The 13,312-nt window shown below is 70.3% G+C and carries 15 protein-coding genes; 11 read left to right on the top strand and 4 right to left on the bottom strand.

The genetic code is table 11. From position 1 onward, the window contains the following. Positions 1 to 753 (top strand): DNA repair protein RecO, encoded by a 753-nt coding sequence (gene recO / locus JHY01_RS13930; protein WP_205326250.1) that lies wholly within the window; start codon positions 1 to 3, stop codon positions 751 to 753. Positions 754 to 792: 39 nt separating this feature from the next. Here the strand turns inward: recO and JHY01_RS13925 are convergent, their stop codons facing one another. Then, complete coding sequence (locus JHY01_RS13925; RefSeq protein WP_205326249.1) at positions 793 to 1,548, bottom strand: alpha/beta hydrolase; 756 nt, start codon at positions 1,546 to 1,548, stop codon at positions 793 to 795. Positions 1,549 to 1,708: 160 nt separating this feature from the next. Here JHY01_RS13925 and JHY01_RS13920 point away from each other — a divergent pair, with 160 nt between their 5' ends. Continuing rightward, the gene (locus tag JHY01_RS13920) at positions 1,709 to 2,494 is read left to right on the top strand and encodes an isoprenyl transferase (RefSeq protein ID WP_205326248.1); all 786 of its coding nucleotides are present in this window, start codon (positions 1,709 to 1,711) and stop codon (positions 2,492 to 2,494) included. Between the two features lie 45 nt (positions 2,495 to 2,539). Here JHY01_RS13920 and JHY01_RS13915 read toward each other — a convergent pair whose 3' ends face one another. Then, positions 2,540 to 3,394 (bottom strand): ion transporter, encoded by an 855-nt coding sequence (locus JHY01_RS13915; RefSeq protein WP_205326247.1) that lies wholly within the window; start codon positions 3,392 to 3,394, stop codon positions 2,540 to 2,542. A gap of 92 nt (positions 3,395 to 3,486) precedes the next feature. On the opposite strand from JHY01_RS13915, the gene JHY01_RS13910 reads away from it, so the two are divergent. The 9 genes from JHY01_RS13910 to JHY01_RS13870 all read left to right on the top strand — a co-directional run bounded on the left by JHY01_RS13910 (position 3,487) and on the right by JHY01_RS13870 (position 10,203). Further along, entirely contained in the window at positions 3,487 to 4,512 is a 1,026-nt protein-coding gene (locus JHY01_RS13910) for a permease (protein ID WP_205326246.1), read from the top strand. Continuing rightward, positions 4,509 to 5,216, top strand: a complete 708-nt coding sequence (locus tag JHY01_RS13905) for a TIGR03943 family protein (protein ID WP_205326245.1) — start codon at positions 4,509 to 4,511, stop codon at positions 5,214 to 5,216. Before JHY01_RS13910 ends, JHY01_RS13905 begins: the two co-directional genes overlap by 4 nt. A 130-nt stretch (positions 5,217 to 5,346) precedes the next feature. Beyond that, positions 5,347 to 6,390, top strand: coding sequence for a metal ABC transporter solute-binding protein, Zn/Mn family (locus tag JHY01_RS13900; RefSeq protein ID WP_205326244.1), 1,044 nt, complete (start codon positions 5,347 to 5,349; stop codon positions 6,388 to 6,390). Between the two features lie 15 nt (positions 6,391 to 6,405). Beyond that, positions 6,406 to 7,170, top strand: coding sequence for a metal ABC transporter ATP-binding protein (locus JHY01_RS13895; RefSeq protein ID WP_205326243.1), 765 nt, complete (start codon positions 6,406 to 6,408; stop codon positions 7,168 to 7,170). A 17-nt stretch (positions 7,171 to 7,187) separates the two neighbouring features. Then, positions 7,188 to 8,069, top strand: coding sequence for a metal ABC transporter permease (locus tag JHY01_RS13890; protein WP_205326323.1), 882 nt, complete (start codon positions 7,188 to 7,190; stop codon positions 8,067 to 8,069). A gap of 62 nt (positions 8,070 to 8,131) precedes the next feature. Continuing rightward, positions 8,132 to 8,449, top strand: coding sequence for a helix-turn-helix transcriptional regulator (locus JHY01_RS27370; RefSeq protein WP_270109143.1), 318 nt, complete (start codon positions 8,132 to 8,134; stop codon positions 8,447 to 8,449). 26 nt (positions 8,450 to 8,475) lie between these two features. Then, the gene (locus JHY01_RS13880) at positions 8,476 to 8,859 is read left to right on the top strand and encodes a transcriptional repressor (RefSeq protein WP_205326322.1); all 384 of its coding nucleotides are present in this window, start codon (positions 8,476 to 8,478) and stop codon (positions 8,857 to 8,859) included. A gap of 10 nt (positions 8,860 to 8,869) precedes the next feature. Continuing rightward, positions 8,870 to 9,244, top strand: a complete 375-nt coding sequence (locus JHY01_RS13875) for an antibiotic biosynthesis monooxygenase (RefSeq protein WP_205326241.1) — start codon at positions 8,870 to 8,872, stop codon at positions 9,242 to 9,244. Positions 9,245 to 9,414: 170 nt separating this feature from the next. After that, positions 9,415 to 10,203 (top strand): hypothetical protein, encoded by a 789-nt coding sequence (locus JHY01_RS13870; RefSeq protein ID WP_205326240.1) that lies wholly within the window; start codon positions 9,415 to 9,417, stop codon positions 10,201 to 10,203. Between the two features lie 312 nt (positions 10,204 to 10,515). On the opposite strand, the gene JHY01_RS13865 is transcribed toward JHY01_RS13870, so the two are convergent. Both JHY01_RS13865 and JHY01_RS13860 read right to left on the bottom strand, forming a co-directional pair. Beyond that, positions 10,516 to 11,964 (bottom strand): hypothetical protein, encoded by a 1,449-nt coding sequence (locus JHY01_RS13865; protein ID WP_205326239.1) that lies wholly within the window; start codon positions 11,962 to 11,964, stop codon positions 10,516 to 10,518. Positions 11,965 to 11,979: 15 nt separating this feature from the next. Then, positions 11,980 to 13,254 (bottom strand): hypothetical protein, encoded by a 1,275-nt coding sequence (locus tag JHY01_RS13860; RefSeq protein ID WP_205326238.1) that lies wholly within the window; start codon positions 13,252 to 13,254, stop codon positions 11,980 to 11,982. Positions 13,255 to 13,312 lie beyond the last annotated feature (58 nt).

Genomic DNA, 13,312 nt, shown 5'->3' with positions numbered 1-13,312 from the left:
GTGGGGGTCAGCACCAGGAAACTGTTCCGCGACGACGCGGTCGTTCTGCGCACCTTCAAACTCGGCGAGGCCGACGCGATCGTGTCCCTCCTCGGCCGCCAGAAGGGCCGCTACCGCGCCATGGCCAAAGGCCTGCGCCGCACCTCCTCCAAATTCGGGGCCAGGCTCGCCCCCTTCAGCCACGTCGACCTCCAGCTCATCGAAGGCCGCGCCGAGCTCCACACCGTCACCCAGGCCGTCGGCCTGCACCTCTCCGGCGGCGCCATCGCCGCCGACTGGCCCGCCTACACCGCCGCGTGCGTCATCGCCGAGGCCGCCGAACGGCTCGTCCCCGAGGACCACCAGCCCGACCTCGACGTCTTCCAGCTCACCCTCGGCGCGTTCCGGGCGCTGGCCGAGACCGACCTGCCCGCCGTGCTCGTCATGGACTCGTACCTGCTGCGCGGCATGAAGTCCGCCGGCTGGGCGCCCTCGCTCAACGAATGCGCCAGCTGCGGCAAGGACGGCGAGCACCGCGCCTTCGCCGTCGCGGCCGGCGGTGCGGTCTGCGGCGACTGCCGGCCCGGCGGTGCGACGGTGCCGAAACCGGCCTCGCTCGAGCTCATGCGCGCGTTGGAGGCGGGGGACTGGGCGAACGCGACGGCCTCGGACCCGCGCCAGCGCTCCGAGGCTGCCGGGCTCATCGCGGCCCACTTCCAGTGGCATTCGGAGCGGCCGCTGAAGACCCTGAAGTACGTGCCGCACCAGTCCTGACCGGCCTGCGCGGTACGTGCGGTGCGAGTCCCGGCGGATCTACGCGGTGCGCGAGAGGAACGCGACGCTGACCCCGAGCATCCGGTCGCGGTTCGCCAACGTCCCGAAACCGTGAGCCATGCCCTCGACCCGGTGCTCCTCGAGCCGGTCGCCCCAGACCTCGCGGTAGGGGTCGATGAGTTCGGCCCGCATCAGCCCGTCCTCGGTGCCGCCCGCGAGGAGCACGGGCCCCAGGTGGCGCTTTGCCGCGGCGAACTGGTCGACGCCCGGGAGGTCGTCGAGGAAGGTCTCGCCGAACGCGATGCCGTTGTAGTCGGCGCGGCCGTGCTCGCGGATCTGGTCGCGGAACCCTTCGCTCTCCCAGAACGGCAGGTTGAGCCGGCCGCCGGCAGGGGCCCAGAGCGCGAGGGACCGCAGCGGCCGGTCGCCGGCGGCGAGGACCGCGACCAGGGCGCCCATGCTGTAGCCGAGCACGGAGATCCGCTCGGGGTCGATCGCGCGGTTGCGTTCGAGCTGCGTGAGTACGGCATTGAGCTGGGAGGCCTGATCGGAGACGCTGAAGTCGGCGGGGTCGCCGTCGGACTCGCCGAACGCGGCGAAGTCGAAGCGGTAGGAGGCGATGCCCTGGGCGGCGAGCAGGCGGGAGAGCAGGACGAACTCGTTGCCGCCGCCGATGCGGTTGCCGCCGAAGCCGTGGCAGAGGACGACGGCGGGTGCCGGGGCGGGGTTCGGGTGGGGGAGGTGGAGGACGCCGCGGAGGGTGCGGCCGGCGTGCTCGACGTTGAGAGGTTCCACGGGCCGAACGTAACAGAGCTCATACGGAGGCGCTACGGCGCGAAGGCGAGCGAGGCGCGGATCGGCGGTGAGGGCTTCCCGGGGCGGGCGTGCGCGGGGCCTCGCTCGGGTCCGGATTAGTATCGAGGCCCCGCTGACGACTTGGCCGCCTGGAGGTCCTGTGAGCCGCACGTACGAGCCGCCGAAGCCGCACCCGTCGGGGGCGGTCCCTCCCGACCTGCCGCGCGAGCTCGTTCCCCGGCACGTGGCGCTCGTGATGGACGGCAACGGCCGCTGGGCCAAGGAGCGCGGCCTCAAACGCACCGAGGGCCACACCATGGGCGAGGCCTCGCTCTTCGACACCATCGAGGGCGCGATCGAGATGGGCATCTCCACGGTCTCGGCCTACGCCTTCTCGACCGAGAACTGGCGCCGCAGCCCCGACGAGGTGCGCTGGCTCATGGGCTTCAACCGCGACGTCATCCACCGCCGCCGCGACGAGCTGCACGCCATGGGCGTGCGCATCCGCTGGGCCGGGCGCCGCCCGAAGCTGTGGAAGAGCGTCATCGACGAACTCCAAGTGGCCGAGGAGATGTCGAAGCGCAACGACAAGATCACGCTCCAGTTCTGCGTGAACTACGGCGGCCGCGCCGAGATCGCCGACGCCGCCGCCGCGCTCGCCCGCGACGTGAAGGCCGGGAGGCTCAACCCCGACCGCATCACCGAGAAGACCTTCGCGAAGTACCTGTACAACCCGGACCTGCCGGACGTCGACCTGTTCCTGCGCCCCTCAGGGGAGCAGCGGACCTCGAACTTCCTGCCGTGGCAGTCGGCGTACGCCGAGATGGTGTACCTCGACGTGCTCTGGCCCGACTTCGACCGTCGCCACCTCTGGCACGCCTGCGAGATCTACGCCGGCCGCGACCGCCGCTTCGGAGGAGCCGAGCCGAATCCCGTGCAGGCGTAAGCGAAAGACGAAGCCAGGGCACGGCGGAGCCGAACCCCGTGCCCACTACCTGAACGGCGAGAACTCCCTGGCCCGCTCCTGGTTCGCCGCCAGTTTGTCGACGGTGGCCTGCAGCTGCTCGATCCGCGCGATCAGCAGCGCGGTGTCGGCGGAGACCTGGCCGTCCTCGTCGTCCAGCTTCTGCGCCTCCTCCATCGAGGCCAGCACGACGCCGATCATGATGTTCACCAGGATGAACGCGCCGAACAGGATGAACACGATGTAGTACGGCAGCGTCCAGACGTTCTCGTCCATGCTGTCGCGGATGACGTTGCCCATGTCGTCGAACGCCACCAGCTGGAACAGGTTCAGCAGCGCCTTGCCCACGGTGCCGAAGTGGTCGCCGTCGGTCTTCTCGAACATGATCCAGCCGAGCATCGCCCACAGGTACATGACCAGGCCCGTCAGCGCGAACACGCCCGCGGACTTCGGCAGGGCCTTCCCGGCCGCCACCAGGATGATCCGCATCGACGGCATCCCCCGGAGGATCCGCACCACTCTGGCCAGCCGCAGCATCCGCAGGATCGTGATGTTCTCGCGCACGCCCGGCAGGAACGAGGCCGCCACGATCACGAAGTCGAAGATGTTCCAGCCGTCGCGGAAGTACCGCCAGGGCCGCCGCCCGAACGACGCGATCCCGGCCAGGACCTCGAATACGAAGAACCCCAGGCACACGTGGTCCACCCGGTCCAAGAAGCCGCCCTCTGCGGCGAGGGCGCCCCCGAACGTCATCGCGCCCAGCGCTGCGCCGTTCACGACGATGACGGTCATCGACAGCAGCTGGAACCGCCTGTGGGCCAAGAGCATTCGGAACGCGGCGGGAATGCGGCCGGGGTCCGTACCTAGGGTGGGAACTCGCACCGCACAAGAGTAATGAAGCGGCACACTCATGTACTGATCGGTACGGCAAGGCGGCCGTTCGTCCACCCGCGGCCATGCCGCACAATGGCAGCGTGAGCGCCGAACTCGCCAAGACCGAGCACACCTCCGAGTCCCCAGCCGAGACGTCGGTCACTCCCGCGCCTCCGAAACGTCGCGGGCTCACCTCGATCGAGGCCCTCGCGCTCCTGCTCATCTTCGGTCTCACCGCCCGTCCGGGCCTCACCGACCTCTTCGCCGCCCCCGCCCTGCAGGCCTGGTCCGCCCGGTTCGTGGCGGTCTGCGTGCAGGCCTTCCCGTTCCTCGTCCTCGGCGTCGTCCTCTCCGCCGCGATCAGCGCGTTCGTGCCCGCCGGGTTCTTCCACAGGGTCGTCCCCAAGCGCTCGGTCCTCGCCGTCCCCGTCGCCGGGGTCGCCGGGGCCGTCCTGCCCGGCTGCGAATGCGCCTCCGTGCCCGTCGCCGGGGCCCTCGTGCGCCGCGGCGTCGCCCCCGCCGCCGCGTTCACCTTCATGCTCGCCTCCCCGGCGATCAACCCGATCGTGGTCGTCTCCACCTTCGTCGCCTTCCCCGGCAACCCCGAGATGGTCGTCGCCCGCGTGGGCGCCTCCCTGGCCGCCGCGATCGCGATCGGCTGGCTCTGGGTCCGCCTCGGCAAGACCGAATGGCTCAACCTGCCGAAGCATCACCACCACGACGGCGGCAAATGGGCCGCGTTCTGGTCCTCGATCCGCCACGACTTCCTCCACGCCGGCGGCTACCTCGTCATCGGCGCGGCCATCGCCGCGAGCCTCAACACGCTCGTGCCCGAGACCTGGCTCCAGCCGATCGCCGACAACCCCGTGCTCGGGGTCCTCGCGTTGGCGGTCCTGGCGGTGCTCGTCTCGATCTGCTCGGAGTCGGACGCGTTCGTGGCCGCCTCGCTGACCCAGTTCTCGCCCACCGCGAAGCTGGCGTTCATGGTCGTGGGCCCGTTCATCGACGTGAAGCTCGCGGCCATGCAGGCCGGGACCTTCGGCCGCCGGTTCGCCCTCCGCTTCGGTCCGACCGCGTTCGTCGCGGCCGTGCTCGCGGCCGTCCTGATGGGAGCACTGCTGCTGTGAGACGCGACGCGCAGGCGGTCATCCTGCTCCTGGTCGGCGGCGGCATGCTCCGCCTGGCCTGGACCGGGGACTACCTCAACTACGTGAAGCCGTACGCGTTCTGGCTCATCGTCCCGGCCGGGGTCATCCTCGTCGCGGTCGCCGCCATCACGGGCCTGAGCGCTTGGCAGGCAAGGAGAGAATCCGACGACGGGCACGGCCACGGGGAGCCGAGGGTCGCCTGGCTGCTGCTGGCGCCCGTGGTCGGGATGCTGCTCGTGGCCCCGGACGCGCTCGGCTCCTACGAGGCCGAGCGCACCGGCACCGTCGTCGGCGCCGAGGAGAACCGCTCGAGCTACCCGGAGCTGCCCGACGACGTCGACCCGGTGCCGATCACCCTCCTCGACTACGCCGCGCGGGCGATCTTCGACGAGGGCCAGACCCTCGAGGGCCACCGCATCCAGTTGCGCGGCTTCATCCTCTACGAAGGGGACGAACCGCAGCTCGCGCGCATGGTCGTCGCCTGCTGCGCGGCCGACGCCCGGCCCGTCAAGATCGGCTTCGAGGGTGACCTGCCCGCGAACCTGGAGCCCGACCAGTGGGTCGAGGTCGTCGGCGAGTACACGCCGCGCCAGGGGCGCGACGAGATCAACGGCGAGCTGGTGCCGTACATCGAGGTCGAGTCGGTCACGCCGATCCCGACACCCGACAACGAGTACCAGTGACCCCGATCATCCAATCGTGTCGCCGATAGGGTGAACACCGAGCGTTCGCGCTGGTCGCGAGGGTTGCTCTCATCCGGGGCGCACATATTAGATGTTGACAATGATTGTCATGATTGGGCAAGCTTCCAGCATGCGCCGTTCCCGATTCATTCTCGTGCCCATCGCCGGCTTCGCCGCGGCCGCCGCCCTCGCCGCCTGCGGCTCCGGCTCCGCCGACCCCGCCGCCGACGGCGAGATCAACGTCGTCACCGCCTTCTATCCCCTCACCTTCGCCACCGAGCGCGTCGGCGGCGACCACGTCGCCGTCACCAACCTCACCCCCGCCGGCCAGGAGCCCCACGACCTCGAGCTCGCGCCCTCCGACATCGCCGCGATCGAAGAGGCGGACTTCGTCGTCTACCTCAAGGGCTTCATCCCCGAGCTCGACGCCGCCGTCGAGGAGTACGCCCCCGACAAGTCCCTCGACGTGCTCACCGCCGTCGAGACCAGCCAGTACGACTACACGCAGGCCATCGACGAAGCCGAAGGGCACGCCGAGGAGGACGAGCACGCGGACGAGCGCTCCGAGGAGCCCACCGCGTCCGAGGAAGCCACCGAGGACGAGCACGCCGAGGAAGCAGGCCACGAGCACGAGGAAGCGCCCGAAGGCACCGACCCGCACGTCTGGCTCGACCCGACCCGCTACGGCCAGATCGGCACCGCCATCGCCGAGTCCCTCGCGGGCATCGACGACGCGAACGAGGCCGACTACACCGCGAACGCCGAGGTCTTCAACACCGAGCTGACCGAGCTCGACGCCGAGTACACCGACGCCCTCGCCACCCGCACCAGCGACGCGATCGTCACCTCTCACTCCGCGTTCGGCTATCTCACCGACCGCTACGGGCTGACCCAGATCGCGATCTCCGGCCTGAGCCCCGACCAGGAGCCCGACTCCCAGCACATGGCCGAGGTCGCCGAATACGTCGAGACCAACGGCATCACCACGATCTTCTTCGAGACCCTCGTCTCCCCCGAGATCGCCGACACGCTCGCCGCCGAGACCGGCGCGAACACCGCCGTCCTCAACCCGCTCGAAGGCCTCACCGCCGAGCAGGAGGACGCCGGCGACGACTACTTCACTGTGATGCGCGAGAACCTCGCCGAGTTGCAGACCGCTCTCGGTGCGGCGTAAGGCAGCATTACACGAATGCCCGTTCTCAACGTCCGCGGTGCGACCGTCTCCTACGGCGGTCGCGCCGTCGTCCGCGGCGTGGACCTCGCCGTCGAACCCGGAGAAGCGGTGGCCCTCATGGGCGCCAACGGATCCGGGAAATCCACGCTCATCAAGGCCGTCGCCGGGCTCGTCCCGCTCGCGGGCGGCTCGATCGCGCTCTTCGGCACCCCGCAGAAGCGCTTCCGCGCCTGGAAGCGCATCGGCTACGTGCCCCAGCGCACCGGCGCCGCCTCCGGCGTCCCCTCGACCGCCGCCGAAGTCGTCTCCCAAGGCCGACTCGCCCACCGGTTCCTCGGCATGCCCCCGAACCGCGCCGACCGCGAATCCGTGACCCGCAGCCTCGCCGAAGTCGGCCTCGCCGACCACGCCCACTGCTCCGTCGACACCCTCTCGGGCGGCCAGCAGCAGCGCGTCCTCATCGCCCGCGCCCTCGCCACCGACCCCGAGCTGCTCATCATGGACGAACCCACCGTGGGCGTCGACGCCGAGACCCAGGCCGCCCTCGCGACCGTGGTGGCGGACCGGATCGACGCGGGATGCGCGGTCCTCCTCGTCACCCACGAACTCGGCCCGCTCACCGACCGGCTCGACCGCGCCGTGGTCCTCGCCGACGGCAAGGTCGTCCACGACGGCGCCCCGCCGCGCCCCGTCGGCGAACACGCCGACCCGCACCACGACCACGCGCACCCGCACGCCAACGGCGACAGCGCCGACGAAGCCATCTGGGGCGGCAAATGAACCTCGACCTCTCGATCCTGGACTACTTCCAGTACGAGTTCATGCAGCGCGCCCTCATCAGCGCCCTCGTGGTCGGCCTCTGCGCCCCCGCCGTCGGCGTCTTCCTCGTCCAGAAGCGCCTCGCGCTCATCGGGGACGGCCTCGGCCACATCGCCCTCACCGGCGTCGCCATCGGGTTCCTCACGGGTGCGTCCCCCATGTGGACGACCCTCGCGGTCACCGTCGCCGCCTCGATCGTCATGGAGATCCTCCGCAGCCACTCCAAGACCTCCGGCGACGTCGCCCTCGCCATGATGTTCTACGGCGGCATCGCCGGCGGCGTCTACCTCACCGGCATCGCCTCGGACAAGGGCGTCGCGAACCTCCAGCAGTACCTGTTCGGCTCGCTCCTCACCGCCGGCTGGGACGAGGTCTGGGCCATCGCGATCGGCGGCGCCGTCGTCGCCGCCCTCATGCTCGTGCTCCGGCCCTGGCTCGCCGCGATCTGCGCCGACGAGCAGTACGCGCGCGTCTCCGGCCTGCCCGTCGCCGCGCTCAACCTGCTGCTGCTGATCACCACCGCCGTCACCGTCTCGGTCTCGATGCGCGCGGTCGGCCTCCTCCTCGTGAGCGCCCTCCTCGTGATCCCGGTCGTCACCGTCCAGCAGTTCACGCGGTCCTTCAAAGCCACCATGTTCACCGCGATGGGCGCCGGGTTCCTCATCGCGGGCGCCGGCGTCCTCGCCTCCGCCGCGAAAGACGTCCCGCCCGGCTCCACGATCGTGCTCATCGGCGTCGCCGTCTTCGTCGTCACCGCGGTCCTGGCCGCCCTCGTGCGCCGCGTCCGCCGGGTCCGCCGGGCCCATCTCCCTCCCGAAGGCGAGCCGCTCGAAGTCGAACTGCCCGCCGCGAACGCATGACCGGAGCGGGACCCGAGCCACCTGAGCCCCAGAACGGACCCGGGACGCGATATTTTTGCGGGGTGCGGACCGAGAGCGAGCTAGCCGAAGAATCCACCCCTGCCGACTACGAAGCGGCGGGGGAGCTGCTGCGCGCCCTCGCCGCGCCACTGCGCATCGCGATCGTCATGGAGCTGGCCGCCGGGCCGAAGTACGTGCACCAGATCGTCGAGACCCTGCGCGTCACCCAGCCCCTCGTCTCCCAACATTTGCGGGTGCTCCGGGGAGCGGGTATCGTGCGCGGCACCAGGTCGGGGCGCGAGATCTCCTATTCGCTGATCGACGACCACATCGCGCACATCGTCACCGACGCCGTCCACCACGCCCGAGAGGAACGCTAGTGGCCACCAAGCCTCCGGCCGAGAACATGGCCCGCTCCACCAAGCAGCGGACCGCGATCCTCGAACTGCTCGAGCACGACGACGCGTTCCGCTCCGCCCAGGACCTCCACGCGATCCTGCGCGAGGCCGGGTCCAAGATCGGCCTCACCACCGTCTACCGGACCCTCCAGGCCTTCGCCGAGGCCGACATCGTCGACGTCATGCGCCTGCCCGGCGGCGACCACCTCTACCGCCTCTGCTCGGCCGAAGAGCACCACCACCACCTCGTCTGCCGCTCGTGCGGGCGCACGGTCGAAGTCGCCGGGCCCACGGTCGAGCGCTGGGCCAACAAGGTCGCGGCCGACCACGGCTTCACCGACGTCGGACACACGCTCGAACTCCACGGCCTCTGCGCCGAGTGCTCCAAGTAGGCTGGGCGCCGTGCTGGTTGTTTATCGTTTCGCCGTAACCGAAGGCGAGACGGAGACCTTCGCCCGCGACGCCGAAGGCGCGCTCGCGGCGCTGGCCTCCTGCGAGGGCTACGAACGCGGCGGCCTGGGCCGCGCGCTCGACTCGTTCACCGACGGCGAGGACGCCACCTGGATGCTCTGGACCGAATGGAGCGACGTCGGCTCCTACCGACGGGCGCTCTCCAACTTCCAGGTGAAGATGTCCACCCCGCTCCTCTCCCGCGCGCTCCCCGAGGCCTCCGGCTTCGAAGTCCTCGCCGAATGCGCGCCGGGCGGCGAGCCCAGGCGCACCGATTCGGACCGCACGGACGACCCCGACGAAGCCCGCCGAGAGGCCGCCCGATGACCGACCGGCCGCCACCCGAACAGGTGAATTCCGAAGGGCCCGGACAGGACCGCGAAACGGACACCGCGACGCCCACACCGGCGGCCGCTCCCGACGCCGCGTCGCCCGAGCCGGACGCCCCTTCGTCACCCGAGCCCGAGCCGATGTCAGTCCCGGTCGAACCCATTCCCATGGAACCCACCCCGCCGCTGCCGACAGCGGTCGCCGAACCGGCACCCGAACCCGAGCCGCCGCAGTCGCACGAGACGATCGAGGCCGAGCCCCACACCTCCGTCGACGCCGTCGCCGAACCGAGCGCTCCGGCGCAGATCGCCCCCGAGCCCTTCGGGCCGTCCCCCGAACAGGGAGCCCCGATCCCGTTGGAACCCGAGCCGTCTGTCCAGGAACCGGTCTCGCCCGAATCCGGCGCGCCGGTCGCGCTCGCGGCCGAGACCGACCAGACGCTCGCGCTCCCTCCCACCACGAAGGAAGTCGAGCCCCCGCCCGTCCCCTCGACCCCGCCGCCGCCCACCGGCGTCCCGGTCCCGTTCGCGGCCCCGCCGACCGGGCACTCCCGCTACTTCGGGTTGAAGCTCGGACTCGGCATCGGCGGCGGCGCGCTGGCCGCCATCGGCGTCGTGGTCGCCGTCGTGGTCGCGCTCATCGTGTTCACGAACTCGATCACGGACAAGGTCGAGGGCACGGCTGAGGAGTTCATCGGCGCGGTCGCCGAGGACGACTGGGACACCGCCTACTCGATGCTCTGCGCGGACTACCGCCAGCGCCCCGCCGAGGACTACATCAACGAGTGGGACGCCTGGGACGTCGAAGGCGCCGAGGTCCAGCCCATGAACGCCGCCACCGGGAACGTCACCGTCGAATTCGACGACGGCTCCGCGATCGAGCTCGTCATCGCCGTCGAGCAGACCACCCGGACGCTCGACACGAGCGTCTGCGGCTGGCGGTCCGTGACGGTCTAGCGCCAAAACCGTTCGGTTCAGGCGTGGTCGGGGTGTCGGATCGGGCCCGAGCGGGCACCGTACCCGGGCCATAAGGTTCACCAAGCTGCGTGACACCGCCGAAGGCGGTAGGTCCGCCCCACGGTCCGCAGGCCCGGAAGGTGGCCCGGCCCCGGCCGGTGCCCGTAGCCGGGAACGGTGCCCGTACGCAAACCTGGCGCCTTCGGCGCCGTCACGCAGCCTGGGGAACCTTGGGTCCTGGTCACCGGGAACCGCAGGACACCGGCACCAGGGTTGACGACCCGAACACGCCCAAACTAATCGGCATCGGGTCTAGCGCCCGCCGCTGCCGTAAGGCGGTTGCTGCGGCGGATATTGCTGCTGTCGAGGCGGGTGCGGCGGTTGCGGCTGCGGGTACCCGCCTTGTGGCCCGTACGGGCCGGGCTGGTGCGGGGCCTGGTACTGCCGCTGCGGAGGGCCTTGCGGTGCTTGGTGTCCCGGCTGGGGCGCGTGGCCCTGCGATGCTTGGTATCCCGATTGCTGCGCGTAACCCTGCGGCTGGTGGCCGGGCTGCATCGGGCCTGCCGGAGGCTGGCCCGGCAGCGGTTGCCCTTGCACCCCAGGCTCATACGAGATCACGGTCTGCTGACCGGGTGCCCAGGAGCGCACGCCGCGCTGGAACACCAGGATGAACGCGGTCACCGCGAGGACGGTGAACACACCTCCGGCGACGGTCGCGACCATGAACACGGTGAACGAATCGGAGTCGGCGTCTACCGCGTTGAGGCTCGACGCGAGCACCCACATCGCGCCCGCGACGGCTATGAGCCCCACCCAGATCGGTGTGTGGACGCGCGCCCAGAAGCGTCCGCGCTGGAGGCCGACCGCGGAGATGATCGCCAGCGTCCCGAGGCCCGCGAAGCCGGATGCGCCGAGTACGCCGAGCAGCATGAGGTCGGTTTCCATGAAGTGGTCGAACGGGCTCGACGCGCTCTCCCAGACTTCGAGGCCGTCCTCGAATTCCAACTGCGCGAAGCGCAGGCCGACCCAGATCCAGACCAGCGGCAGCAGCGCGACGAACCACAGAGCGAGCTGCACGAAGGTGACCGAACCCGGTTTCGTCTCAGGGCGTTCGGGCACGACCTCGACGAGGACGCCTCTCGCGCCGGGTACCGGGACGCCGATCGACTCGACCTCGCCCCGTTGGACGCGGTGCATGAGGATCCACTCGCGCGCCGACTTCGAGCTCAGCAGGACGGTGAGGGTCGTGTAGAGCCCGCCGAGGACCACCCCGATGAGCACCGGTACCGGCGTCACCTCGATGACGCTCAGCCCGAACACGATCGCGAAGGCGGCGATCGCGAGACCGAGGATGGCGCTCACCAGCGCCCAGATCCACGCCCAGCGCTTGCCGCGCGTGATCTGGACGGGCGTGATCATCGACTGGATCGTCGAGTACACGGCGAAGGCCAGGCCGATGAGTGAGATCGGGTCCTCGTACTCGACCATGCTCATGACCGAGAACAGGTCGCCGATCGCGGCGAGGGCCGCGAAGATCCACAGGATCACCTGGATGCCGAGGATGCTGCGAGGCTTGGCCATCGTCAGCTCGAGCGGCGGCAGCTGACCGGGGCCCTGCTGTCCAAGACCGTGCCGGCCGATCGGGGTGTCGATGGGGCCGTACGCGCCGCCGGGGCCGGCCGGCTGCGGGCCGCCGTGAGGGCCGCCGGGCTGCATTCCGACGCGGTCGGGAGGGGGCGGCGGGAGCTGGTTGTAGGACATTGCCTGCCTTGGGGATCAGTACTGGGGCGGGTACGGGGGCTGCTGCTGGTGCCCCTGCTGCGGGCCGTACGGACCGGGCTGCTGCGGGGCCTGCGGCTGTCCCATGGGGACCATCATGATGAGCGGAGCCGAAGGGCTGGGCGGGGTCCAGGCTTTGACGCCGGGCGTCAGCATCGATATGAAGGAGGCGACCGCCAGGACGGCCATCGCCACGGTCGCGATCAGGATGATTCTCATCGGGTTGGGGCCGATCGGGGGATAGAGCCGGTAATAGCCGTAGAAGTGGGTCGCGGCGTAGCCGATCGCGGCTGCGGCGAGCGGCGTCCAGATGAGTCCGAACACCCTCCCGCCGTGCTTGCCCTTGAGGATCAGCAGGCCGGTGATGACGGCGCACACCAGGAACGCCAGATAGGCGACCATGAAATGTCCGAACTGGGGGAACGCTCCGTAGAAGAGTCGTCCGTACAGGCCCTGGCCTCCGTCGAAGCCGTTCTCCTCGGCCCGTCGCATGGATTCGAGCGTGTCGCCGACGATCTGGTACGACTCCCAGGCGAGCAGCGCCGAGAGGAGGCCCAACAGGACAGCGGAGAAGGTGGCGGCGCCCGGCCGGGTCTCCGGCCGCGGCTGTGCCGTCGGTGCCTGCCGGGCCATGCCGCCCATCGCGATCCCGGGTGCGCCGTTCATGCCGTCCGTGGCCATGCCGGGCATCTGCACCTCACCTCTCTGGATGCGGTGCATGAGGATCCACTGCCGCGCGGATTTGGAGCACAAGAGGCCCAGGAGCGGACCGTAGAGGGCCGCGAGCACCATGCCGATGGTGAACGTGATCCAGCCGCCGTTGTCGAACCACCAGATGCCCCAGGCGATCGCGGCGATAGACAGGACGAGGCCGAGGATCGCGCTGATGAGCGACCAGATCCACGCCCAGCGCTTGCCGCGCGAGAGGTGCACGCCGCTGGCGAGCGACTGGATCGTGGAGTACACGGCGAACGCGAGGCCGATGAGGCTGAACGGGTTGAAGAATTCGACCATGCTGATGGCTGAGAACAGGTCGCCGATCGCGCTGATGGCCAAGAGGATATAGAGGATGACCTGGATGCCGGTGATCGTGCCGGGCTTGTTCATGGCCAACTGCCCGGGGCCCTGCTGCCCGGAACCGTGTTGCCGGGGCGCGTACTGTGCCGGGCCGTACGCGCCGCCGGGGCCCGTCCGCTGCGGCCCGGGCTGCGGCGGTGGGGCGGGCTGGTACTGGAGGTGCATCCGGTCCGGGGGCGGGGGCGGCATGGTCATGGGGGCGCGTTCCTCTTGCTGCGGGGCTTCGGTAGCGGTCACCTTACCGGACCGTCCC

It is taken from the genome of Glycomyces sp. YM15 (assembly GCF_016918015.1).
Classification (GTDB): Bacteria; Actinomycetota; Actinomycetes; order Mycobacteriales; family Micromonosporaceae; genus Glycomyces.
This window is presented reverse-complemented; position numbering and strand designations above follow the sequence as displayed.

Bases quoted from the DNA above. Each gene is read 5' to 3' on its own strand.
- JHY01_RS13895 (WP_205326243.1), top strand. From the start codon at position 6,406: ATGCCCGTTCTCAACGTCCGCGGTGCGACCGTCTCCTACGGCGGTCGC.
- JHY01_RS13880 (WP_205326322.1), top strand. From the start codon at position 8,476: ATGGCCCGCTCCACCAAGCAGCGGACCGCGATCCTCGAACTGCTCGAG.
- JHY01_RS13860 (WP_205326238.1), bottom strand. From the start codon at position 13,254: ATGACCATGCCGCCCCCGCCCCCGGACCGGATGCACCTCCAGTACCAG.
- JHY01_RS13900 (WP_205326244.1), top strand. From the start codon at position 5,347: ATGCGCCGTTCCCGATTCATTCTCGTGCCCATCGCCGGCTTCGCCGCG.
- JHY01_RS13865 (WP_205326239.1), bottom strand. From the start codon at position 11,964: ATGTCCTACAACCAGCTCCCGCCGCCCCCTCCCGACCGCGTCGGAATG.
- JHY01_RS13870 (WP_205326240.1), top strand. From the start codon at position 9,415: ATGGAACCCACCCCGCCGCTGCCGACAGCGGTCGCCGAACCGGCACCC.